This is a genomic window from Saccharopolyspora mangrovi, assembly GCF_035320975.1.
Classification (GTDB): Bacteria; Actinomycetota; Actinomycetes; order Mycobacteriales; family Pseudonocardiaceae; genus Saccharopolyspora; species Saccharopolyspora mangrovi.
In genome coordinates this window covers 163,471-183,958 of sequence record NZ_JAWLNX010000015.1, presented here as the reverse complement: position 1 = coordinate 183,958, position 20,488 = coordinate 163,471, and the positions used below count along the sequence as shown (strand labels likewise).

The 20,488-nt window shown below is 71.4% G+C and carries 20 protein-coding genes; 7 read left to right on the top strand and 13 right to left on the bottom strand.

The features are described 5' to 3' along the window. Window positions 1-125, top strand: a 125-nt coding sequence (locus R4I43_RS21510; protein ID WP_324267477.1) for an adenosylhomocysteinase, incomplete at its 5' end; no start/stop codon positions are given. Between the two features lie 45 nt (window positions 126-170). Here the strand turns inward: R4I43_RS21510 and R4I43_RS21505 are convergent. From R4I43_RS21505 to R4I43_RS21495, 3 genes are all read right to left on the bottom strand, one after another. Next, the gene (locus tag R4I43_RS21505) at window positions 171-740 is read right to left on the bottom strand and encodes a dihydrofolate reductase family protein (RefSeq protein WP_324267471.1); all 570 of its coding nucleotides are present in this window, start codon (window positions 738-740) and stop codon (window positions 171-173) included. 139 nt (window positions 741-879) lie between these two features. Continuing rightward, window positions 880-1,863 carry an Acg family FMN-binding oxidoreductase gene (locus R4I43_RS21500; protein WP_324267470.1) on the bottom strand — a complete coding sequence of 328 codons (984 nt, stop codon included), beginning with the start codon at window positions 1,861-1,863 and terminating at the stop codon, window positions 880-882. Between the two features lie 57 nt (window positions 1,864-1,920). Continuing rightward, entirely contained in the window at window positions 1,921-2,922 is a 1,002-nt protein-coding gene (locus R4I43_RS21495) for a LacI family DNA-binding transcriptional regulator (RefSeq protein ID WP_324267469.1), read from the bottom strand. Window positions 2,923-3,029: 107 nt separating this feature from the next. Between R4I43_RS21495 and hisD the strand changes: the two genes are divergently transcribed. Next, window positions 3,030-4,349 carry a histidinol dehydrogenase gene (gene hisD, locus R4I43_RS21490; RefSeq protein WP_324267468.1) on the top strand — a complete coding sequence of 440 codons (1,320 nt, stop codon included), beginning with the start codon at window positions 3,030-3,032 and terminating at the stop codon, window positions 4,347-4,349. A 53-nt stretch (window positions 4,350-4,402) separates the two neighbouring features. Here the strand turns inward: hisD and R4I43_RS21485 are convergent, their stop codons facing one another. Genes R4I43_RS21485 through R4I43_RS21470 form a run of 4 tightly spaced genes read right to left on the bottom strand, consistent with a single transcriptional unit; the run spans window position 4,403 to window position 7,979 of the window. Next, a complete protein-coding gene (locus tag R4I43_RS21485) occupies window positions 4,403-5,332 on the bottom strand; it encodes a TauD/TfdA dioxygenase family protein (RefSeq protein WP_324267467.1) in 930 nt (309 codons plus the stop codon). A 57-nt stretch (window positions 5,333-5,389) separates the two neighbouring features. Further along, window positions 5,390-6,187, bottom strand: a complete 798-nt coding sequence (locus tag R4I43_RS21480; RefSeq protein WP_324267466.1) for an ABC transporter permease — start codon at window positions 6,185-6,187, stop codon at window positions 5,390-5,392. Continuing rightward, window positions 6,180-6,959, bottom strand: coding sequence for an ABC transporter ATP-binding protein (locus tag R4I43_RS21475; RefSeq protein WP_324267465.1), 780 nt, complete (start codon window positions 6,957-6,959; stop codon window positions 6,180-6,182). The genes R4I43_RS21480 and R4I43_RS21475 overlap by 8 nt, the downstream gene beginning before the upstream one ends. Window positions 6,960-6,974: 15 nt before the next feature. Continuing rightward, the gene (locus R4I43_RS21470) at window positions 6,975-7,979 is read right to left on the bottom strand and encodes an ABC transporter substrate-binding protein (protein WP_324267464.1); all 1,005 of its coding nucleotides are present in this window, start codon (window positions 7,977-7,979) and stop codon (window positions 6,975-6,977) included. 372 nt (window positions 7,980-8,351) lie between these two features. On the opposite strand from R4I43_RS21470, the gene R4I43_RS21465 reads away from it, so the two are divergent. Next, window positions 8,352-9,983 carry an FAD-dependent oxidoreductase gene (locus R4I43_RS21465; RefSeq protein WP_324267463.1) on the top strand — a complete coding sequence of 544 codons (1,632 nt, stop codon included), beginning with the start codon at window positions 8,352-8,354 and terminating at the stop codon, window positions 9,981-9,983. 2 nt (window positions 9,984-9,985) lie between these two features. Here the strand turns inward: R4I43_RS21465 and R4I43_RS21460 are convergent, their stop codons facing one another. Further along, window positions 9,986-10,252, bottom strand: a complete 267-nt coding sequence (locus R4I43_RS21460) for a helix-turn-helix domain-containing protein (protein WP_324267462.1) — start codon at window positions 10,250-10,252, stop codon at window positions 9,986-9,988. A gap of 87 nt (window positions 10,253-10,339) precedes the next feature. On the opposite strand from R4I43_RS21460, the gene map reads away from it, so the two are divergent. Next, entirely contained in the window at window positions 10,340-11,122 is a 783-nt protein-coding gene (map, locus tag R4I43_RS21455) for a type I methionyl aminopeptidase (protein ID WP_324267461.1), read from the top strand. Between the two features lie 241 nt (window positions 11,123-11,363). Next, window positions 11,364-11,594, top strand: coding sequence for a zinc finger protein (locus R4I43_RS21450; protein WP_324267460.1), 231 nt, complete (start codon window positions 11,364-11,366; stop codon window positions 11,592-11,594). A 46-nt stretch (window positions 11,595-11,640) separates the two neighbouring features. On the opposite strand, the gene R4I43_RS21445 is transcribed toward R4I43_RS21450, so the two are convergent. Then, window positions 11,641-12,399: a dienelactone hydrolase family protein gene (locus R4I43_RS21445; RefSeq protein ID WP_324267459.1), complete on the bottom strand. Its 759-nt coding sequence runs from the start codon at window positions 12,397-12,399 to the stop codon at window positions 11,641-11,643. Window positions 12,400-12,593: 194 nt separating this feature from the next. On the opposite strand from R4I43_RS21445, the gene R4I43_RS21440 reads away from it, so the two are divergent. Next, complete coding sequence (locus R4I43_RS21440) at window positions 12,594-13,079, top strand: SRPBCC family protein (protein ID WP_324267458.1); 486 nt, start codon at window positions 12,594-12,596, stop codon at window positions 13,077-13,079. Between the two features lie 98 nt (window positions 13,080-13,177). Then, the gene (locus R4I43_RS21435) at window positions 13,178-15,214 is read left to right on the top strand and encodes a HelD family protein (RefSeq protein WP_324267457.1); all 2,037 of its coding nucleotides are present in this window, start codon (window positions 13,178-13,180) and stop codon (window positions 15,212-15,214) included. Window positions 15,215-15,456: 242 nt separating this feature from the next. Here the strand turns inward: R4I43_RS21435 and R4I43_RS21430 are convergent, their stop codons facing one another. The 4 genes from R4I43_RS21430 to R4I43_RS21415 all read right to left on the bottom strand — a co-directional run bounded on the left by R4I43_RS21430 (window position 15,457) and on the right by R4I43_RS21415 (window position 20,445). Then, window positions 15,457-15,936, bottom strand: a complete 480-nt coding sequence (locus R4I43_RS21430) for a (2Fe-2S)-binding protein (RefSeq protein WP_324267456.1) — start codon at window positions 15,934-15,936, stop codon at window positions 15,457-15,459. Next, the gene (locus R4I43_RS21425) at window positions 15,929-16,780 is read right to left on the bottom strand and encodes an FAD binding domain-containing protein (protein WP_324267455.1); all 852 of its coding nucleotides are present in this window, start codon (window positions 16,778-16,780) and stop codon (window positions 15,929-15,931) included. The genes R4I43_RS21430 and R4I43_RS21425 overlap by 8 nt, the downstream gene beginning before the upstream one ends. Then, a complete protein-coding gene (locus R4I43_RS21420) occupies window positions 16,777-19,143 on the bottom strand; it encodes a xanthine dehydrogenase family protein molybdopterin-binding subunit (protein ID WP_324267454.1) in 2,367 nt (788 codons plus the stop codon). The genes R4I43_RS21425 and R4I43_RS21420 overlap by 4 nt, the downstream gene beginning before the upstream one ends. Before the next feature lie 129 nt (window positions 19,144-19,272). Continuing rightward, window positions 19,273-20,445 (bottom strand): aminotransferase-like domain-containing protein, encoded by a 1,173-nt coding sequence (locus R4I43_RS21415; RefSeq protein ID WP_324267453.1) that lies wholly within the window; start codon window positions 20,443-20,445, stop codon window positions 19,273-19,275. Between the last annotated feature and the right edge of the window lie 43 nt (window positions 20,446-20,488).

The window sequence follows — 20,488 nt, the reverse complement described above, 5'->3', positions numbered from 1 at the left end:
AGAAGGTCGCGCGTCTGCACCTGGACGCGCTGGGTGTGAAGCTGACCAAGCTCACCAAGGAGCAGGCCGACTACATCGGTGTCGACGTCGAAGGCCCCTACAAGCCCGACCACTACCGCTACTGATCAACCAGCCGTGAGTCTCCCGGCCCCCCACCACTCCCGGGAGGCTCACGGCTGGCCGTGTCCCGAGCAGGCGTAGCGGTGGAAGGTCATGCCGTTGTCAAAACGCCTGTGCTCCAAGAGGCTCAGCGGCACCCGGGTCTTCGACGGGAAGATCCGGGTGCCGCCGCCCACCAGCATCGGCACGGTGAAGACCTGCACCTCGTCGACCATGCCCGCTTCCAGGGCCTGACCGGCCAGGATCGCGCCACCGATCAGCAGGTCCTCGGCGCAGGAATCCTTGAGCTGCCGCACCGCTTGCGGGTCGAACTCCCGCATCAACCTGGTGCGCGTGGTGGACACCCCGGCCAGCGTCCGGGAGAAGACGACCTTCTCGGCGCGGCGCCACAGGTGCGCGAAGTCCTCCATCAACGGGCCCTCGGCGGTGAAATCACCGGTCTCCCAGGCGATCATCTCCTCGTACATCCGCCGTCCGTACAGATACGTGCCCGCCTCGCGTTCGCGGTCGTTGATGAAGGCGAACACCTCGTCGCTGGGAACCGCCCAGTCGTACTTTCCATCGGCATCGTTGAGATAGCCGTCGAGCGAACCGATCACGGAGTAGATCAGCTTCGCCATGCGCACCTCCTCGTGCAGACCGGGAACCGCCCATGTTGCCCGAGCCGGAGACCTCTGCACACCCGACTCCGCCGAATTCTCCTAGAAGTTGTTCGCGGGTGGCGGACATTGAGCGGCTTCGCCGCATGGTTGAGCGCTCCTAGTCCAGCAGCAGATCCGTCGGCTCGCGGCGCGGTGTTTCCGGAGTGGGGGAGCCGTAGCCGAAGCGCAGGACCGCCTGCGGGTGCTGCGAACCGCCGAGCAGGCTGCGCAGCTCCTCGCGCGTTTCGGGCACCTCCACGACCTGCGAGAGCAGTGACGCCGAGAGGCCGTGCACGCACGCCGTGAGCAGCACCCGCTGCATGGCCTGCCCGGCGAGCACGTCGTCGGCGCGGCCGTCGTGCTGCGAGCACAGCACCGCCAGCAGCGGCTCGCGCTCGAAGTCCTTGCCCGCCACCCGTTCGGATGCCGTTCCAGAGGAGAAGTCCCGCACCACCCACAGGTCCTGCGGCTCCGGCTGCGGCCCGGACGCTGCGGCGGGAACACCTTCGCGGGTCTCGCGCGAACGACCGGTCCAGCGTTCGAACTCGGCGCGGAAGCGCTCGTCTTCCATTTGAACCCGGTGCGCGCGCTGCACCATCTCCGCGAAGCGATCCAGTTCGCTGCGGGGCAGCAGGTGCAGCCAGCCCTGCTCCCGCTGAGCGGCGCTGACCAGCGCGTGCCGGTCCCCGGACGGCACGGGGGTCTCCTGGAAGGGGCGGCGGTTGGTCCGCCGCCGCGGAATCGCCTCGTAGAGCGCGCGTTCGACCGGCGTCTGGGCGCTCCAGCCGCCGCTGCGCACCTCGGCGAGCACCGTCGGCGGACCCATCCGCGACGGCGGGTCCACCACCGGCCGCACCCCGGCGTGCTGCAGCGCCAGCCGCAGGTTCAGCAGCGCCGCGCCGCAGGCCAACCGGAGTTCGCGGTCGTCGGGATCGGTGGCCGGCAGCCGCCGCTGCGGGTCGGCGTGCACCTCGATGACGTGCTCGGCCAGCCGGAACCGCCACGGCTGCCGGTTGTGCAGCGACGGGGCACGCCCGGCGCAGCGGATCGCGTGCTCGGTCTGCTCGGCTGACAAACCCAACGCCGTCGGAAACGAATTCATCGCCAGCCCCTCGACGTCCTGGCCGCACAACGCCATCCGAGTCTGGCAGAGGCCCGGCTAGCTCGCCGGATGCGCGGTGCGGGCCGTCGATCCGCGCACCAGCAGTTCGCTGGGGAAGCACTCCGAGCGGGGTGGCAGGTCGCGGTCGCCGAGGCGTTCCAGCAGCAGCCGCACGGCGGCGCGGGCCATCTCGGCGATGGGCTGGCGGACGGTGGTGACGTCGTAGGAGTCCCAGGCGGTCAGCGCGATGTCGTCGTAGCCGATCACCCAGACGTCATCCGGGACGCGGCGGCCCAGCGACACCGCGCCGTCGACCGCGCCCAGCGCGGTGAGGTCGTTGGCACAGAACACCGCCGTCGGCGGCTCCGCGCGCCCCAGCAGCTCGCGCATCGCGGAGCGCGCGCGGTCGTGGGCGAACCCGCCCGGCAGGCTGAGTTCGTCGGACAGCGGGTGGCCGAGCTCGGCCAGGCGTTCCCGGAAACCCCGCTCGCGGTGCCGCGCCGTGCTCGGCAGCTCCGGACCGCTCAGGAACCCGATCCGGGTGTGCCCGGCGGCCACCAGGTAGTCGGCCACCGCCCGGCCGCCGCCGGCGTTGTCGGTGGTGACCTGGTCGCAGGCGAGCTCGTCGAGGCCGCGGTGCAGCAGCACGATCGGGTCCGCGCGGTTCACCGCATCGGTGAGCTGCGGGGTCGCTTCGGTGACCGTGGTGAAGATCAGCCCGTCCACGGTGCCCTCGTCGAGTGATTCCAGCGCGCCCGAGCCGTCCGGCCCGTTCCACAGCACCATGCGCTGACCGGCAGCGTCGAGCGCTTCGGCGACGGCCTCGAGCAGCTGCGGGTAGAAGGGGTTGGTGATGTCGGCGACCACCACGCCGACCGTCGAGGTGCGGCGGGTGCGCATCGTGCGCGCGGCGGCGTGCGGCCGGTAACCGGCCTCGCGCATCGCCGCCAGCACGCGTTCCCGGGTCTGCGGGGCGACCTTGCCGTTGTCCTGCAGCACCCGCGACACGGTCATCTGGGACACGCCGGCCAGCCGTGCCACGTCCCGGCTGGTGACCACCGGGCACCTCCTTCGGATCTGCGTCGAGGAAGGACATCCTACGGGGTTTACGTAAACACCGACGCGTCCTAGTCTCCATGTGTACGTAAACATCCTGGGAGGGATTCATGGCGTTCGCGCTGAAGCGGGCCGAGCGGAGCTCGGCGGCCACCACGACCTCGCTGCCCGACGTGCAGGAGAAGGTCGCCGCGATCATCGCCGACATCCGGGCGCGCGGTGACGAGGCGGTCCGGGAGCACTCGGCCCGGTTCGACAAGTGGGAGCCGGAGTCGTTCCGGCTCTCCCCAGCCCAGATCGACGAGATCCTGGCGCGGGTCCCCGAGCAGGTCATCGCCGACATCCGGTTCGTCCAGCAGCAGGTCCGAGGCTTCGCCGAGAAGCAGCTGGAGTCGATGCGCGAGATCGAGGTGGAGACGCTGCCGGGCGTGCACCTCGGGCACAAGCACATCCCGGTCGCCGCGGCCGGCGCCTACGTGCCGGGCGGCCGCTACCCGCTGCTGGCCTCCGCGCACATGACGATCCTGACCGCCAAGGCCGCCGAGGTGCCGCGGGTGATCGCCTGCACCCCGCCGATCCGCGGCGAGATCCCCGACGCCACCGTCGCGGCCATGCACCTGGCCGGTGCCGACGAGATCTACCTGCTGGGCGGCGTGCAGGCGGTGGTGAGCATGGCGCTGGGCACCGAGACGTTCGAACCGGTCGACATGCTCGCCGGTCCGGGCAACGCGTTCGTCGCCGAGGCCAAGCGGCAGCTCTACGGCGAGATCGGCATCGACCTGTTCGCCGGCCCGACCGAGGTGCTCGTCGTCGCCGACGAGCACGCCGACCCGTTCGTGGTCGCCGTCGACCTGCTCAGCCAGGCCGAGCACGGACCCGACTCACCTGCCGTGCTGATCACCACCTCGGAATCGGTCGGGCGCGAGGTCATCGAGCACGTCGAGGCGCTGCTGCCGGACATGCCCACCCGGGACAACGCCGAGCCCGCCTGGCGCGACCACGGCGAGGTGCACGTCGTCGGCGCCCTCGACGAGGCCTACCGGCTGGCCGACACCTACGCCAGCGAGCACGTGCAGATCCTCACCGAACACCCCCGCGAGGCCCTGGCGAAGATGCGCAACTACGGCGCCCTGTTCCTCGGGGAGGGCACCTGCGTCTCGTACGGGGACAAGGTCATCGGCACCAACCACGTGCTGCCCACCCGCGGCGCCGCGCGCTACACCGGCGGCCTCTGGGTCGGCAAGTACCTCAAGACCGTGACCTACCAGGAGGTCACCGACCCCGCCGCCAGCGCCGAACTCGGCGAGATCTGCGGCCGCGCCGCCCGGGTCGAGCTCTTCGAGGGCCACGCCCGCTCCGGCGACGTCCGCGCGGCCAAGCACGGAACCGCCGAGCTCCCGTGGGCGCCCGACGCCCTGGCCCGTCCCTGACGCGACGGCCGCGCCCCGGCGAGTCCCGCCGACTCGCCGGGACGCGTGCTCGGTCAGGCCGGGAGAGCCGAGTACGCGGAAGGGTCGCCGACCCGGGTCTCGCCGCGACGGCCGTCGATGGCCACCGGGACGGCACCGGCGATGGTGACCCGGTGCATCTTGCGGGGCTGGTCGTCGTAATCGGCGACCGCGTAGTGCTGGGTCGCGCGGTTGTCCCAGATCGCGACGTCACCGGGCTGCCACTGCCAGCGGGTCGTGTTCTCCAGGCTGGTCACCCGGTCCTGCAGCAACCGGAACAACGCCTGCGACTCGGTGCTGCGCAACCCCACGAACCGCTTCACGAAGTGCCCGAGCAGCAGAGCGCGCTCGCCGGTCTCCGGGTGCACGCGCACCACCGGGTGCTCGGTCTCGTAGAGGTCGGAGACGAACTCCGCGCGGTGCGTCCGCTCCTTGACGTCGACGCCACCGGTGCGGGTCTCGTCCACCCGGGCCGCGTAGTCGTAGTCGTTGGTGTGCACCGCCCACAGCTCGTCGACCAACGCCTTCAAGGGCTCCGGCAGGCCGTCGTAGGCGGTGGCGGTGTTCGCCCACGTCGTGCTGCCGCCGTAGCTGGGCAGCTGCACGGCGCGCAGCACGCTGATCGCCGGCACCCGGTCGACGAAGGTGACGTCGGTGTGCCAGCTGTTGGCCTTCCCGTACTCGGAGTCGATCGGCAGGATGTTGCCGATCGCCCGGCTCCGGGTCGTCGGGTGCGCCAGCGTCAGATCGCCCAGCAGGGAGGCGAACTCCTGCTGCGCGGTCTCGTCGAGGTGGTGCTGGTCGCGGAAGAACACGACCTTGTTGGCCAGCAGCGCCGACCGGATCTCGGCCACGGTCGACTCGTCCAGGTCGCCGCCCAGGCGCACGCCGTCGATGCGGGCGCCGATGTTGGCTCCCAGCTTGACGACGTCGAGGGCGGTCTTCTGCTGCGGAATCGCGGTCATGACGGGTTTCTCCTTCATCGGTGCGGACGCGGCGCGGGACCCTCCCGCGCCGGCGGGTCAGCTGCGCCAGCGCGACAGACGTCGCTCGACGGCGGTGAGGGCGTGGTTGAACGCGATGCCCAGCAGCGAGATCGTGACGATCCCGGCGTACATCTGCGGGACCTCGAAGTTGTACTGGGCGGCGTTGATCAGGTAGCCGAGCCCGGCCTTGGCCCCGACCATCTCGGCGGCCACCAGCACCAGGATCGAACCCGCAGCGGCCAGCCGGATCCCGGTGAACACGGTCGGCACCGACGCGGGAAGCACGATCTTGCCGAACACCGCTGCCGAACCGAACCCGAGCGATCGCGCCGACTTGATCAGCAGCGGGTCCACGGTGCGCACGGCGCTGATGGTGTTGAGCAGGACCGGCCACACGCAGGCGAACACGATCAGCGAGATCTTCGAGGTCTCGCCCAGGCCGAGCAGCAGCACGAACACCGGCAGCAGGGCCAGCGCGGCGGTGTTGCGGAAGACCTCCAGCAGCGGTGTCAGCAGTTGGTCGGCCGCGCGGTACCAGCCGATGACCAGCCCCAGCGGGACCGCGATCAGCAGCGCGATGGCGAAACCGGCGAGCGCGCGGGCCAGGCTCGCGCCCAGGTTCTGCCACAGCTGCCCGTCGAGGGCGAGTTCGAACCAGGTGACCACCACCCGGCTCACCGGTGGCAGGAAGATGCTGTCCACCAAGCCGATCCGCGGCACCAGCTCCCACACCGCGAGGAACGCCAGGATCGCCACCGACGACCGGGCCGCGCGGGCCAGTCGCACGCCCGTGGCGCGGGCCGCCGGACGGGTGGGGGTGAGCGTGTCAGCCAACGCCGATCACCTCCGGGGCGGCGTGCAGCAGCGACCAGATCCGGTGCCGGTGCTCGGCGAACTCCGGCCTGCGCAACGTGTCCTCGCGGCTGGGGCGCTCGGCGATGTCGATGTCGACGGTGTCCTTGACCCGGCCGGGCCGCGAGGTGAGCACGGTGACCTTGCGGCCCAGGTAGACGGCCTCGTCGATGTCGTGGGTGATGAACACGATCGTCTTGCCGGTGCGCTGCCAGATGCCCAGCAGCTCCTCCTGGAGCCGCTCGCGGGTCTGCGCGTCGAGGGCGCCGAAGGGTTCGTCCATCAGCAGCACGCCGGGGTCGAACGCCAGGCTGCGCGCGATGGCCACGCGCTGGCGCATCCCGCCGGAGAGCTGGTGCGGGTAGTGCCCGGCGAAGTCGGAGAGCTCCACCAGCTCGAGGTACTCCCGCGCCCGTTCGCGCCGCTGCGCCTGGGGAACGGAGTTGGCCTCGAGGCCGAGTTCGACGTTGGCCTGCGCGGTGCGCCACGGCAGCAGCGCGTACTGCTGGAACACCACGCCCCGGTTGAGCCCCGGCCCGGTGACGGGGTGGCCGCCGATGCGGATCTGGCCGCTGGTGGGGAAGTCCAGCCCGGCCAGCAGGTCCAGCAGGGTGGACTTGCCGGAACCGCTGGGCCCGACGATGACGGCCAGCTCACCGGAGGCGATGTGCAGGTCGACCCCGTCGAGCGCGGTGACCTCGGAGTCCCGTCCCCGGAAGGATCTGGTGACGCCGTCGAGAACGATGTCTGTCATGGTTGCCTCTTCGTGTCAGGCGTACGGGTTGAATTCGTTGGTGTAGATGCGCGGGACCTCGACCGCACCGGGTTCGATGACGCCGGACTCGACGAGCCGTTCCAGCCAGATCGAGAACTCCCGGTCGGCGATCGCGCCTCCGGGCCCGGCTACCCCGCTGGAGCGCCAGTAGGCGACGGTCTTGGTGTCCTCGTTGCGGCCGCGCCGCCGGATGATGTCGGTGAAGCGCGCGACGACCTCCTGGTGCGGCCTGGTCTGCGTCCAGCGCACGGCCCGCGCGATCCCGCTGACCAGCGCGCGGGTCGTGCCGGGGTTGGCGGCGATGAAGTCGTCGCGCAGCACGTAGCAGCCCGCGCTGAAGGCGCCCAGCAGCTCGAAATCGGTGAACAGCGGCCGGATCCCGCCGCGCGCCTTGGCCTTCTCCGCGATCGCACCGGTCATGGTCGACACGTCGAGCTGACCGGACCTCAGCGCCTGCTCCGAGCTCACCGGCGGCACCACCACCGGCTGCACGTCACTGATGTCGGAATCGGAGAAACCGTTGCGGCGCAGGTAGATCCCGAGCACGTCCTGGTGGTGCGCCCCGACGGTGTTCATCCCGACCGCCGCGCCGCGCAGGTCGGCGGCACCGCGCAGCGGACTTCCGTCGAGCACGAAGTAACCGGCGTTGCTCAGCGCGTCGGAGCCGTAGTAGGAGACCACGGAGGTGATCGGCGCACCGGCCGCGACCAGGCGGAGGACGGAGCCGTTGAACGCGCCGCCGATGTCGACGTCGCCGGTCACGGCGGCTTGGATGTCCTGCGGTCCGCTGGTGGTGTTGCCGATCCACTCCAGGCGGATGTCGCCGAGGAAGCCGAGATCGGCGGCCAGCTCCGGGAAGATCACCTGGCCCGACCACCCCTGGTAGCGGACCACCTTCGTCTCGCCGCTCGGTGCGGCGGAGGAGGTGGCGCATCCGCTGAGGACGGTCGCGGCGGGCACTGTGGACAGACCGAGGCGCAGGAAGTCGCGGCGTCCCAAGGGACGCCGTGGTGAGGAAGGCACAGCTGGAAAACCCGTCTTCTAGGTGAACCGGGAACGGATTGGGGCGCGACGGATCGAGGTCGCGAAAGTGGTGAGGGTGAAGGGAGAGAGGAGCCGCGGAGCGATCCGGCGGCGGTGAGAGGTCAGCGACAGCGGGCGCTGGCGACGCGGAGGCAGTCCACGTAGCGGCGCTCGACCAGAGCGATGTTCGCTGTCATGTCGTCGATCGAACCAGCGCCCGCGCGGAGGTGTCAATCGCGGATCCGGGCGTCCCGAGGGGCGGGACTCGCCCGCGTTTTGCCGAAGCGGCAAAGAATGTTGCCATCTCGCGTAGGGGGTGGGCATGGTGGTCCCTGGAGGTGGTCAGCGATGGCAGAACAGGCCGTGACCAGGTATGACGTGGTGATCGTGGGAGGCGGCGCGGCGGGTCTGAACGCAGCGCTGATGCTGGGGCGCGCTCGGCGCGACGTCCTGGTGATCGATGGTGAGGAGCCGCGCAACGCTCCCGCCGCGCACATGCACGGCTTCCTCTCGCGCGACGGAGCAGCGCCGGCTGAGCTGCTGGCGGCCGGTCGCCGCGAGGTGACCGGGTACGGGGTGGAGATCGTTGCCGGGCAGGCGGTTTCGGCGGTACCGGCGGGGTCGGGATTCGCGGTGGAGCTGGCCGACGGCCGACGGGTGAGCGCCAAGCGGCTGCTGCTGGCCACCGGTCTCCGGGACGAGCTGCCCGACGTGCCCGGCGTGGCCGAAAGGTGGGGGAGGGACGTCCTGCACTGCCCGTACTGCCACGGCTGGGAGTTCCGCGACGAGCCGATCGGCGTGCTCGCGACCAGCCCGATGAGCGTGCACCAGGCGCTGCTGTTCCGGCAGTGGAGCGACCGGATCACCGTGCTGCTCAACGGATCCGAGCCACCGACCGGCGAGGAGGCGGCCAAGCTGGCCGCGCGCGGCATCGAGGTCGTCCCGGAACCGGTCGAAGGGCTGGAGGTCGTCGGGGACTCGCTGACCGGAGTACGCCTCAGCGGCGGAGGTGTCGTGCCGCTGCGAGCCGTGGCGGTGGCGACGCGGATGGTCGCCCGCTCCGAGCTCGCCGCCGGACTCGGGCTCGAACCCGCCGCGCACCCCAGCGGCGGACAGCACATCCCCGCCGACGGCAACGGCCGCACCGCGGTCCCGGGCGTGTGGGTGGCCGGCAACACGGGCGATCTGCGCGCGACCGTCATCGTCGCCGCGGCCGAGGGGGCCAACGCCGGGGCGATGATCAACGCCGACCTGGTCGAGGAGGAGACCGCCCGGGCGGTGGCCAACGCCCCGTTCTCCCGGGCCGCGGAGAACCGGACCTGCGAGGTCGCGATGGGCGAACGCCGCCACGGGCTGCTGCCCGATGACGCGTCGCGGGCGAGCGCGGCGGAATGGGACCAGCGGTACGGCGGTCAGGACCGGTTGTTCAGCGATGACCCGAACGACGTCCTCGTCGCCGAGGTCGCCGGTATGGAGCCCGGGCAGGCGCTCGACGTCGGTTGCGGTGAGGGCGGAGACGCGATCTGGCTGGCCCGCCAGGGCTGGAAGGTCACCGCGACCGACATCTCGCGGGTGGCGGTCGAGCGCGGCGCGGCCATCGCCGCCGACAGCGCCGCCGAGGTCGCCGCCAACATCGCCTGGGCCCGCGCGGACCTGGCCGTCGAGCACCCGCCGGACAGCTCGTTCGACCTGGTCAACGCCCAGTACTTCGCGCTGAAGAAGGAACGCGGCGAAGAACCGCTGCGCGCTCTGCTGGCGGCGGTGGCCCCCGGCGGGACGCTGCTCTACGTCGGACACGACATCTCCGCGTTCCCGCCCGACGCCGAGTTCGACCCCACCGAGTACGTGATGCCCGGTCACGTCGCCGCGCTCCTCGACGACGACTGGAAGGTCGAGCTGGACGAGATCCGGCCGCGCACCGGTGAGGGCAAGCAGGACCACCCGCACGACGTGGTGCTGCGGGCGCGGCGGCTGCGCTGACGCTAGGAGGCGCTGCGCAGGCTCGCTCCGCTGCGCCAGACCTCGGCGACCTCGTGCACCGGCAGGTCCAGGGCATCGCACAGGCCCACCACGGTGCCGAACGCCGGGGTCGGCAGCCTGCCGGACTCGATCTTGCGCAGCGTCTCCGGGGAAATCCCCGCCGCGCGGGCGATCTCGGCGGCGTCACGTCCCGCCCGCGCGTCCCGCAGCATCTTGCCGACGCGCGCACCGGACTCGACCTGATCGGGGGTGAGGGGAAGGCGTACCACGAGGTGAAGGTTACGGTGGTATTTAAATACCTGCAAGTGCTAGCCTGGTATTAAAATACCGCCAGTGGAGAAGTCGTGGGAGTGCGCGTGATCGAGCTGAAGACGCCGACCGAGATCGACAAGATGGCCGTCACCGGCGCGTTCGTCGCCGAGACCCTCGCCGAGGTCGGCGAGATGGCCGAGGTCGGCGTCAACCTGATGGACCTCGAGCACCACGTGCGCCGGCGGATCGAGGCGCGCGGGGCCCAGTCCTGCTACTGGGACTACGCGCCGTCGTTCGGTGAAGGGCCGTTCCGCAACGTCATCTGCCTGTCGGTCAACGACGCCGTGCTGCACGGGCTCCCGCACGACTACGCGCTGCGCGACGGCGACGTGCTCACCGCCGACTTCGCGGTGAGCATCGACGGCTGGGTCGCCGACGCCGCCCGCACGTTCATCGTCGGCACCGAGGAGGCCGAGGACCGCAGGCTCGTGCGCTCGACCGAAGAAGCCCTGGAAGCGGCGATCGACGTCGCCAAGCCCGGCAACCGCATCGGCGACATCTCGGCCGCGATCGAGGCGGTCGCCAACGACTACGGCTACCCGGTCAACACCGAGTTCGGCGGGCACGGCCTCGGGCGCACCATGCACGAAGCCCCGCACATCTCCAACCGCGGCAAGCCGGGCCGGGGGCTCAAGCTGCAGCCTGGGCTCACGATCGCCGTCGAACCCTGGTTCGCGCGCAGCACCGCCCGCATCGTCACCGACCCGGACGGCTGGACCCTGCGCTCGGCCGACGGCTCCAACACCGCTCATTCCGAGCACACCATCGCCATCACGGCCGACGGTCCCCGGGTCCTCACGCTGCCCGAGGGTGAACACCGGCGGTGATGTCCGCAATGGGCGGTTCGGGGTTTAGGGGGCATTCGCGGTGCGGTGATGTCACGGACTAGTCACCCCGCGTGGTGGTCTCGGCTGGTCCCTCGTGCTTGCGGGGAGGTCAACTACTCCGAACGGGTTGCGTGTGATCGGTCGTCGTTCGGGTAGCGTTCAAGATCGTGGCGGGCGTGATCGAGTCGACCGGGGGCGGGTGGCCGGGCCGCTCACCGCGCCCGCGCGAAGCGGTGGCGTGATGTACCGCCCGCATCCGTTCAGCTGGGTGCCCGCCGATGGCCAGCGCCACGCCACCACCGATCCCAAGCCGCGCCACGGCTACCACGGCGTCGTCGTGCGCACCTTGTGCCTGAAGGAGGTCACCGTGGACAACTCCGACATCGGCTGGCTCTGGCCCACCTGCCCGTCCTGCAACACCGGAGCCCACGAGCTCGCCGGCGTGCCCGAAGCTGGCGAGGACGCGGAATGACAACGCCGGCCCCACCGCGATGGGACCGGCGTTGCCGCAGTGCTGATCAGCGCAGGTTGCGCTGGAACAGGTCCAGCAGCGCCACCCAGTGGTGCTCGGCCCCCGCTTCGTCGTAGGCGGCGGTGTCGGCCTGGGTGTAGCCGTGCGCAGCACCCTCGTAGACCTCCGCGCGGAAGCGCACCCCCGCCTCGGTCAACGCGCGGTCTAGGTGCTCGATCTGCTCCGGCGGCAGCGCGTGGTCCTGGTCGGCGTGGCCGAAGTAGACCTCCGCGGTGATCTTGTCGGCGACCAGGTGCGGGCTGTCCGGGGCCTCGGTCGCCAGGTTGCCGCCGTGGAACCCGCCCATCGCCGCCACGCGCTCCGGGAAGTTCCCGGCGGTGCGCAGCGCCATCACCGCGCCCATGCAGTAACCGGTGACCCCGACCGGTTCCCCGGTGGTCAGCGGGCTGTCGGCCAGCCACTCCAGGTAGGCCCCCGCGTCGCGCATCGCCAGCTCGGGGGTGAGCTGGCGCATGATCGGCCCGATGGTCTGGAAGATCTCCGGGCGCTCACCGGGGTCGATGAACTCCGGCAGCTCGACCACCGGCGTGCGACCAGCCCGGTAGAACAGGTTGGGCACCAGCACGGTGTAGCCCTGCGTGGCCAGCCGGTCGGCCATCCGGTGCAGGTGCGGCCGCAAGCCGAACGCGTCCATGTAGAACAGCACGGCGGGGTGCTTCCCGTCGCCTCCCGGGTGTGCGAGGTACGCATCGGCCACGCCGTCCGGCGTGGTGATGTCCACCGTGATCCCGTGTGCGGCAGTCATGAGCGCTGTCCTCCTCGTGGTCGCTGCTGGATCGATCTAAACACCCGTTCACCACCCGGTGCGATCGGGATGCGGCCTCGAGCGGAATGCCGGATCTGCCGTGATTCCAGCGGAAACGCACCCGATCGCGGGTTGCGCGGCGGTGCGGTGACAGATACCCAGGCTGAGGAGGCCCCACCGGACCAGGAGCGCCCATGACCGTGCTCGAAGTCGTCACCGACGCCGAAGAGCTCACCCTGACGGTCACCGCGGAGTTCGCCGCGACCGTCGACCGGGTGTGGCAGGTGTGGGCGGATCCGCGCAGCCTCGAGCGGTGGTGGGGGCCACCGGGCTGGACGGCGACCTTCGACACCCACGAGTTCAGGCCCGGCGGCCGTGCCAGCTACTGGATGAACGGCCCGGACGGCACCGAATCCCGCGGCTGGTGGCATATCTGCGCGATCGACCAGCCGCACCGGCTGGAGTTCGAAGACGGCGTCGCCGACGCCGACGGCAGTCGCGCCACCAGCTTCGGCGTCACCCACGTGAAGGTGACGCTGGAACCCTCGGGTGCGGGTGCGCGGATGGTGCTCTCGAGCGCGTTCTCCTCCGTCGACCAGCTCGACCAGAAGGTCTCGGCAGGCATCGCCGACGATGTCCGCCGAGCGGTGGAGCAGATCGACGCGGTCCTGCGCCGCTGACCTCCGTCCACACCGGACGGGACGGCGCGACTGGAATTGTCGGCCGCACTCGGGCACTCTGGGTTGGTCGAACGTCCGAACGCGGGGGAGTCTGGGGCTTGAGCGGCGACGAGCTCGAATTAGAGCAGGAACACCTTTCCGAGTTGTACGCCCACGTCGACGCCTTGCGGGACGAGGCGGCCGAGCGGGTCGAGGCAGGCGGTGATCCGGATGCGGTCGCGGTCTGGCAGGCCGAGCTGGCGCGCCTCGACGGCGTCGAGCAGGGCCTGTGCTTCGGCCGCCTCGACATGACCGACGGGACCTGCTCCTACATCGGCCGCATCGGGGTGTTCCGCGACTCCGACGACGAACAGCTGCTGGTCGACTGGCGAGCACCGCTGGCCCGCGCCTTCTACACCGCCACCGCCGCCGACCCGCAAGGCGTGCGCCGCCGGCGCCGCATCAGCACCCGCGGCCGGACCGTGGTGGCCGTCGACGACGAACTCCTCGACTCCGACGGCAGCGAGGAGCACCTCGTCGGCGAGGCCGCGCTGCTGGCGGCCGTGACCGCCGAACGCACCGGCCGGATGCGCGAGATCGTCACCACCTTGCAGGCCGAGCAGGACGCCATCATCCGGTCCGAGGAACGCGGCATCCTCGTCGTGCAGGGCGGGCCGGGCACCGGCAAGACCGCGGTCGCGCTGCACCGCGTCGCCTACCTGCTCTACACCCACGAACACCTGCGCAACCGGGGCGTGCTGGTGGTCGGGCCGAGCCGGATCTTCCTGGACTACATCGGCCAGGTGCTGCCGGGACTGGGGGAGAACCGGGTGGTCGCCGCCACCATCGCCGAGCTGCGCGCCGGGGTCGACATCACCGAATCCGATTCCGACGCCGTGCGCAAGGGATCGGCGCGGATGGCCGAGGAGATCGCGCGCGCGATCTCCTCCCGCGTGCGGATCCCGGACCAGCCCGTGCTGGTCGACTTCGAGCAGCAGCGGTTGTCGCTGGAGCCCGAGACCTGCCGGGACGCCGCGGCCAAGGCCCGGGACACCGGCCTGCCGCACAACCAGGCCCGACTGGTCTTCCAGAACGAGCTCGTCGCAGCGCTGGCCGAGCTGCTCGTCGAGCGGATGGAATCGGCGCTGCTCACCGAGGACGGCCGGGCGCTCGACGGAGGCAGCGCCGACGGGAGGCTCGGCGCCGCCGATCTCAAGGCCCTCTCGGCCGCCGGGGTCGTCGTCGATCCCGACGACGACGCGCCGCGCGAGCTCGTCGACTCGGCCGACCGGGAGGCGTTGCGGGGATCGCTGCTGGCCGATGAGCGGATCGCGGACGCCCTCGACGAGCTGTGGCCGGAGCTGACTCCGGAGGAGGTCGTCACCGACGTGATCGGTGCTGCGCCGCGCACCTCGGCCGACGTCGCGCTGCTGGACGAGGCGGCGTCGCTGCTCGGGGACGGTGCCGGCAGGGCGGTGTTCGGCCACGTCGTCGTCGACGAGGCGCAGGAGCTCTCGGAGATGCAGTGGCGGATGCTGATGCGCCGCTGCCCGTCGCGGTCGATGACCATCGTCGGCGATCTCGCCCAGACCGGCAGCGGCGCCGGTGCTCGGTCGTGGGGGCGGATGCTGGCCCCGCACGTGGCGGACCGCTGGCGGCTGGCCGAGCTGACGGTGAACTACCGGACCCCCTCGGAGATCATGGCGGCGACGGCGGGCCTGCTCGAGGGCACCGGGCTGCGGCCGCCGCGATCGGTCCGCTCCTCGGGCGAGAACCCCTGGCTGGAGTGGGTTTCCCGGGAATCGCTGGGTGATCTGGTGCGGCAGGTCGTCGCCGAGCACGCGGAGGGGCAGCTGTCGGTGATCGCTCCGCCCGATCTGGTGGGCGAGCTCGCCGCGGAGCTGGGTGTGCCGTTGCCGGTCGAGCTGACCGACGCGGTCGTGGTGCTGGAACCGGGGCAGGCCAAGGGGTTGGAGTTCGACTCGGTGCTGATCGTGGAACCGGCGGGGATCCTCGGCGGTGGCGGGTTCGGGCGCAGCGATCTCTACGTGTCGATGACGCGCGCGACCCGGCGGCTGGGCGTGGTGTGCGTGGATTCGGTGCCCGAACCGCTGGCGGGGATGGCTTCTCGCGAGCGGGTCGCGGCGGCGGGCTGAAAAAAGCTCCGCACCACCTGGTTTCGGAGCGTGATCGAGAGGATCACCTCATCAAGCGATGGCCGTTCGCTCGCATTTTCGAATCGTTGGGTGCACCATTGGTTCATGAGTTCGAAGCGAAGGTGCGGGTGAGACCCCACCCCTGCGATGACCAACTGACCGCGACGACTGATGACTTAGCAACGCTTTCGACGCCCGCGCGGCCTTGTTGTTTGACAAATCCACAAGAGGGGACGGCGATGTCAGGACCGGCCCCACGCCTGCCGCACCGAGTCCACGATGTGCTGGTATCCGGTGCAGCGGCAGAGGTTGCCGCCCAGCAGTTCCCGGATGTCGGCGTCGGTCGGGTGGTCGTCCGGTTCGGCAGCGGCGAGCGTGACGAGGAAGCCCGGGGTGCAGAACCCGCACTGCAGCCCGTGGCAGTCCTTGAACGCGCGTTGCATCGGGCTCAACCCGTCGTCCGGTGTGACGCCCTCGACGGTGGTGACCTCGCAGCCGTCGGCCTGCACGGCCAGCGTGATGCAGGACCGCGCCGGTTCGCCGTCGATGAGGATCGTGCAGGCGCCGCAGATCCCGTGCTCGCACCCCGCGTGGGTGCCGGTGAGCATCAGGTCGTCGCGCAAGAAGTCGACCAGCAGACGCCGAGCGGGCACGGCGCGGCGCACCTCGCGGCCGTTGACCGTCAGGCTGATTTCCCGGACCGCGGTGAGGGTGTCAGTCATGTCGCATCTGCTCCAAGGCTCGCCGCGTGGCTGCCCGCAGGGCCGCGCGGCGAGTTGCGGGGTCGGCGTGCACGTCTTCCGGCGGGTCGACCGACGCGGCGGCGGCTTCGGCGGCCTCGGTGATCGACTCGGCGGTGAGCGCGCGGTTGAGCAGGACCTGCTCGGCGTCGGGAAGGCGGCGCACCGTTCCGGCGATGCCCAGTCCGGCCAGTCGAGCTCGGGCGACCTCGGCGCCGTCGAACTCGACGACGGCTGCCGTGCCGGCGAGCGCGAAATCGCCCGAGCGGTGCGAGATCTCGGCGAATCCGTGGCGTGCGCGGGGGAGGATCGGCCACCGGGTCTCGGTGATGATCTCGTCCGGGTGCAACGTCGTCTGGTACGGCGCCAGGAGCAGTGCGGCGGTGTCGACGGTGCGCTGTGCGGTCGGGCTCGCGGCGACCACCTCGGCATCGAGAGCTGAGGCCGCGGCGCACAGTTCGGCCGCCGGGTCGGCGTGGGCCAGCGACCCGCCGATGGTGCCCCGGGCGCGGATCTGGTGGTGGCCCACGTGGCGCAGCACGGCGGGCAGCAGCGGGCAGGTCTGCGCCACCAGCGGGGAGGTCTCCACCGCGCGCTGGCGGGCGGCTGCGCCGATCACCAGCACGTCGCCGTCGCGGTGCAGCTCGGTCAGCTCGGGCAGGCGGCCGATGTCGACCAGGGTGCTCGGGCGGGCCAGCCGGAAGTTCATCATCGGCAGCAGGCTCTGCCCCCCTGCCAGGGGCCTCGCGTCCTCGTCGGCGGCCAGCAGCGCCACGGCCTCCGCAGCGGTGCCGGGCCGGACGTAGTCGAACGGCGGCGGTTTCACGACCTGGCCTCCTCGATGAGCCCGCGCAGCACCGACGGGGTCAGCGGGGTGGTGTCGATACCGGTCACGCCCAGGGGAGCGAGGGCGTCCTCGACGGCGCCGGCGATCGCGGCGGGCGGGCCGATGATGCCCGCCTCGCCCGCGCCCTTGACGCCGAACGGGGTTTCCGGGGCAGGACCGCCCAGCTCCTCGACGATCATCGGGGGGATCTCGCGCGCGCTCGGCAGCACGTACTCGGTAAACGTGGTTGCCAGGGGCTGCCCGTCCTCGTAGGGCAGCTGCTCGTGGAGCGCTCCGCCGATGCCCTGCGCGACCCCGCCGTGGATCTGCCCGGTGACGGTCAGCGGGTTGATGACCCGGCCGCAGTCGTGCACCACCGCGTAGCGCACCACCTCGACCACCCCGGTGGCGGTGTCGACGCGCACGACGGCGGCGTGGGTGGCGTTGGTGTAGCTGGCGGCGGCGTTCATCTTGCCGTCGGGGCGCGGCACGTGATCCAGCCCAGGCGGCTCGTAGGTGGCGCGGGCCTCCAGGCCCGGCTCCACGCCCGGTGGCAGTTCGAAGGTCCGGTTCAACGCCGACTGGGCCACCTGCGACCAGGAGACCGCGCTGCCCGGGCTACCGCGAACCCGGAACCGGCCCTCGACCAGCTCCAGGTCGTCCGGGGACGCCTCCAGCAGGTGGGCGGCGATGTCGGTGCCCTTGCGCCGCAACACCTCCGCCGCGCGGGCGATCGCGCCACCGGCGACCAGGGTGCTGCGGCTGGCCCAGCTGCCGAGGCCGAACGGCGCGGTGTCGGTATCGCCCATGACGACCCGCACCTGCTCCATCGGGATCGCCAACGCCTCGGCGACCAGGGTCGCCACCGTGGTGTGCGCGCCCTGACCCATCGCCGAGATTCCCACGGCGACCGTGACGCCGCCGTCGGCGTCGAACCGGACGTCCGCGGAGTCCTGGCTGCTCCAGGTGCCGGTGATGGAGAACGTCGTGGAGGCGACGCCCTCGACGTAGGTGGCGTAACCCACGCCCAGCGCGGCTCCGGGCCCGGCGTTCTCGCGCTCCTCGGTCAGCATCCGCTCGCCCAGCTGCACGGCACGCTCGAACGCCTCGCGGTGCGTGCCGGACTCCAGGCGCGCGCCCGCCGCGGTCTCGTAGGGGAGGTCGTGCGGTGCCAGGATCATCCGGCGGCGCAGGTCCAGCGGGTCGATGCCCAGCTCGCGGCCGATCTTGTCCACGAGCCGCTCGATCGCGAAAGTCCCTTCCGGGCCGCCGAAACCCCGGTACCCGCCGGTCGGCGTCTTGTTGGTGACCACGCCCTGCACGCTGATGGCCTGGTGCGGGATCCGGTAGGGACCGCACAGCGACCCGACCGCGACCAGGCTCGGCCCGTAGCCGGCGGGGAAGATCTCACCGGAACCGAGGTCGGTGCGGACCCGTCCGCGCAGCGCCGCGATCGTGCCGTCGTCGCGCACCGCCGCGGAGAGCTCGATGCTGGTGTCCCGCGCGTGGGTGGCGGCGATCAGGTGCTCGTGCCGGTCCTCGATCCAGCGGACCGGGCGGCGCAACCGCATCGCCAGCCACGGAACGAGGTACTCCTCCGGGTAGATCTCGTTCTTCTGGCCGAAACCACCGCCGACGTCAGGGGTGATCACCCGGATGTCGCGCTCCGGAAGTCCCAGCACCGCCGAGAGCATCGCCCGCACGACGAAGGCCGCCTGCGTGGAGGTCCACACCGTCAGCCGGTCGTCGCGGAACTCGGCGACCACGCCGCGTCCTTCCAGCGGCGCGGCGGTGTGCCGCCGGGTGGTGAAGGTGCCGCTGACGGTGCGCAGCTGCTCGAACGCGGCCTCGACCTCGCCACCGTCGCCCTCCACGGACAGCAGCAGGTTGTCGCCCCATTCCGGGTACAGCAGCGGCGCGTCGGCGGACAGGGCGTCCTCGGCGGTGCCGACGGTGGGCAGGAGCTCTAGGTCCGCTTCGACGAGCTCGGCCGCGTCCTCGGCGAGGTAGCGGTCATCGGCGACCACGACGGCCAGCGGGCAACCGACGTAGCGGACCCGGTCGCGCGCGAGCGGGAAGTGCTGGACCGGCCGCACCCAGGGCATCCGATCCGGCACGGCCCGCAGGTCCAGATCGGACCCGGCGAACACCGCGCGCACGCCCGGTGATTCGCGGGCCGCCGTCGCGTCGACGCCCCGCACGCGAGCATGCGGGACGTCGCTGCGCACGAACGCGGCTTCGACCATGCCCGGCAGCGCGACGTCGGCGATGTAGCGGCCTCGCCCGGCCAGCAGCCGATCGTCCTCGACGCGTGGCGTGCGCGCGCCCAGCAGCGTGGGGCGCGCACCGTACCTCGCCTGCATCAAGCCTCCCCCGTGACTCCGCCGGACGGCGCAGGTGGCGGCCATCACAGCGAGCGCTTCACCGGGTAGCCTGCTGCAGCCCCGGGACGCGCGCAATCCTCCGGATGGACGGCGCCCGGGGGAGCGCGATCAGCCCAGCGCCTTGGCCAACCTGCGCAGGCCTTCGGCGATGGTGTCGGGGGAGAAGGTCGTGAACGACAGCCGCATCGTCGCGCGGTCCGGTTCGCTCACCTGGAACGCCGCACCGGGCACGAACGCCACGTCGTGCCGCAACGCCTCGTGCAGCAGCTCGGCGGTGTCGACCTGGCCGGGAAGGGTGACCCACACGAACATTCCGCCTTCGGGCTCGGTCCAGGTGGTGCCCGGCGGGGTGATCTCGCGCAACCCGGCGAGCATCGCGTCGCGGCGATGCCGGTAGGTCTCGCGCAGCACGCGCAGCCGCGCGTCGAGATCGGTCGTCGCCAGGTACTCGGCGGCGGCTGCCTGATCGATCGTGGAGGTGTGCAGATCGGCTGCCTGCTTGAGGATCGTCAGCTGCGTGAGCGTCTCGGCCGGTGCGCGCAACCAACCCACCCTCATGCCCGGTGAGACGAGCTTGGAGAAGCTTCCCAGGTACAGCGAGCGGTCCGGCACGCGTGCGGACACCGGTGTCAGCGGCCTGCCGCTGTAGCGCAGCTCGTGGTACGGGTCGTCCTCGACGAGCCAGAAGTCCAGCCGCGCGGCGATTTCGGCGATCCGCTCGCGGCGTTCGGCGCCGAGGGTGCGGCCCGTGGGGTTGGAGAAGGTCGGCACCAGGTACAGCAGCGCCGGCCGCTCCCGGGCGGCGATGCGTTCGAGGGCGTCGGGGTCGACTCCCTCCTCGTCGCCGGGCACCGGCACGATCCGGGCCTGCGCCAGCTGGAAGCATTGCAGCGCCGACAGGTAGGCGGGTTCTTCGACGAGCACGACGGCACCGGGATCCAGCAGCGCTGACGCGATCAGGCTCAGCCCCTGCTGGGATCCCGTGGTGATCAGCAGGTCGTCGTGCGCCGTGGCGAGCCCCTGGTCGCTGAGCCGGCCGGCGATGATCTCCCGCAGGGCGGGATCGCCCTCGGTGGGTGAGTACTGCAGGGCGCGGGCCGCGTCGGGATCGGCGAGCGCCCGGGCGAAAGCGGCGCGCAAGCCGTCGGTGTCGAACAGCTCGGGGGCGGGCAAACCGCCGGCGAAGGAGATCACGCCCGGACGGCGGGTCAGCGCGAGCAGATCGCGCACCGGGGAACTGGTGACGCCGTCCATCCGGCGGGCACGGGCAAGCGAAGACATGGGTGCTCCTGGAACGGGAAGCGATGACGAGAAGCGGGGCGTC

Bases quoted from the DNA above. Each gene is read 5' to 3' on its own strand.
- R4I43_RS21505 (WP_324267471.1), bottom strand. From the start codon at position 740: ATGGCGAAGCTGATCTACTCCGTGATCGGTTCGCTCGACGGCTATCTC.
- R4I43_RS21450 (WP_324267460.1), top strand. From the start codon at position 11,364: ATGTACCGCCCGCATCCGTTCAGCTGGGTGCCCGCCGATGGCCAGCGC.
- R4I43_RS21445 (WP_324267459.1), bottom strand. From the start codon at position 12,399: ATGACTGCCGCACACGGGATCACGGTGGACATCACCACGCCGGACGGC.
- R4I43_RS21430 (WP_324267456.1), bottom strand. From the start codon at position 15,936: ATGACTGACACCCTCACCGCGGTCCGGGAAATCAGCCTGACGGTCAAC.
- R4I43_RS21440 (WP_324267458.1), top strand. From the start codon at position 12,594: ATGACCGTGCTCGAAGTCGTCACCGACGCCGAAGAGCTCACCCTGACG.
- R4I43_RS21500 (WP_324267470.1), bottom strand. From the start codon at position 1,863: ATGAATTCGTTTCCGACGGCGTTGGGTTTGTCAGCCGAGCAGACCGAG.
- R4I43_RS21475 (WP_324267465.1), bottom strand. From the start codon at position 6,959: ATGACAGACATCGTTCTCGACGGCGTCACCAGATCCTTCCGGGGACGG.
- R4I43_RS21420 (WP_324267454.1), bottom strand. From the start codon at position 19,143: ATGCAGGCGAGGTACGGTGCGCGCCCCACGCTGCTGGGCGCGCGCACG.
- R4I43_RS21485 (WP_324267467.1), bottom strand. From the start codon at position 5,332: ATGACCGCGATTCCGCAGCAGAAGACCGCCCTCGACGTCGTCAAGCTG.
- R4I43_RS21415 (WP_324267453.1), bottom strand. From the start codon at position 20,445: ATGTCTTCGCTTGCCCGTGCCCGCCGGATGGACGGCGTCACCAGTTCC.
- R4I43_RS21465 (WP_324267463.1), top strand. From the start codon at position 8,352: ATGGCAGAACAGGCCGTGACCAGGTATGACGTGGTGATCGTGGGAGGC.
- hisD (WP_324267468.1), top strand. From the start codon at position 3,030: ATGGCGTTCGCGCTGAAGCGGGCCGAGCGGAGCTCGGCGGCCACCACG.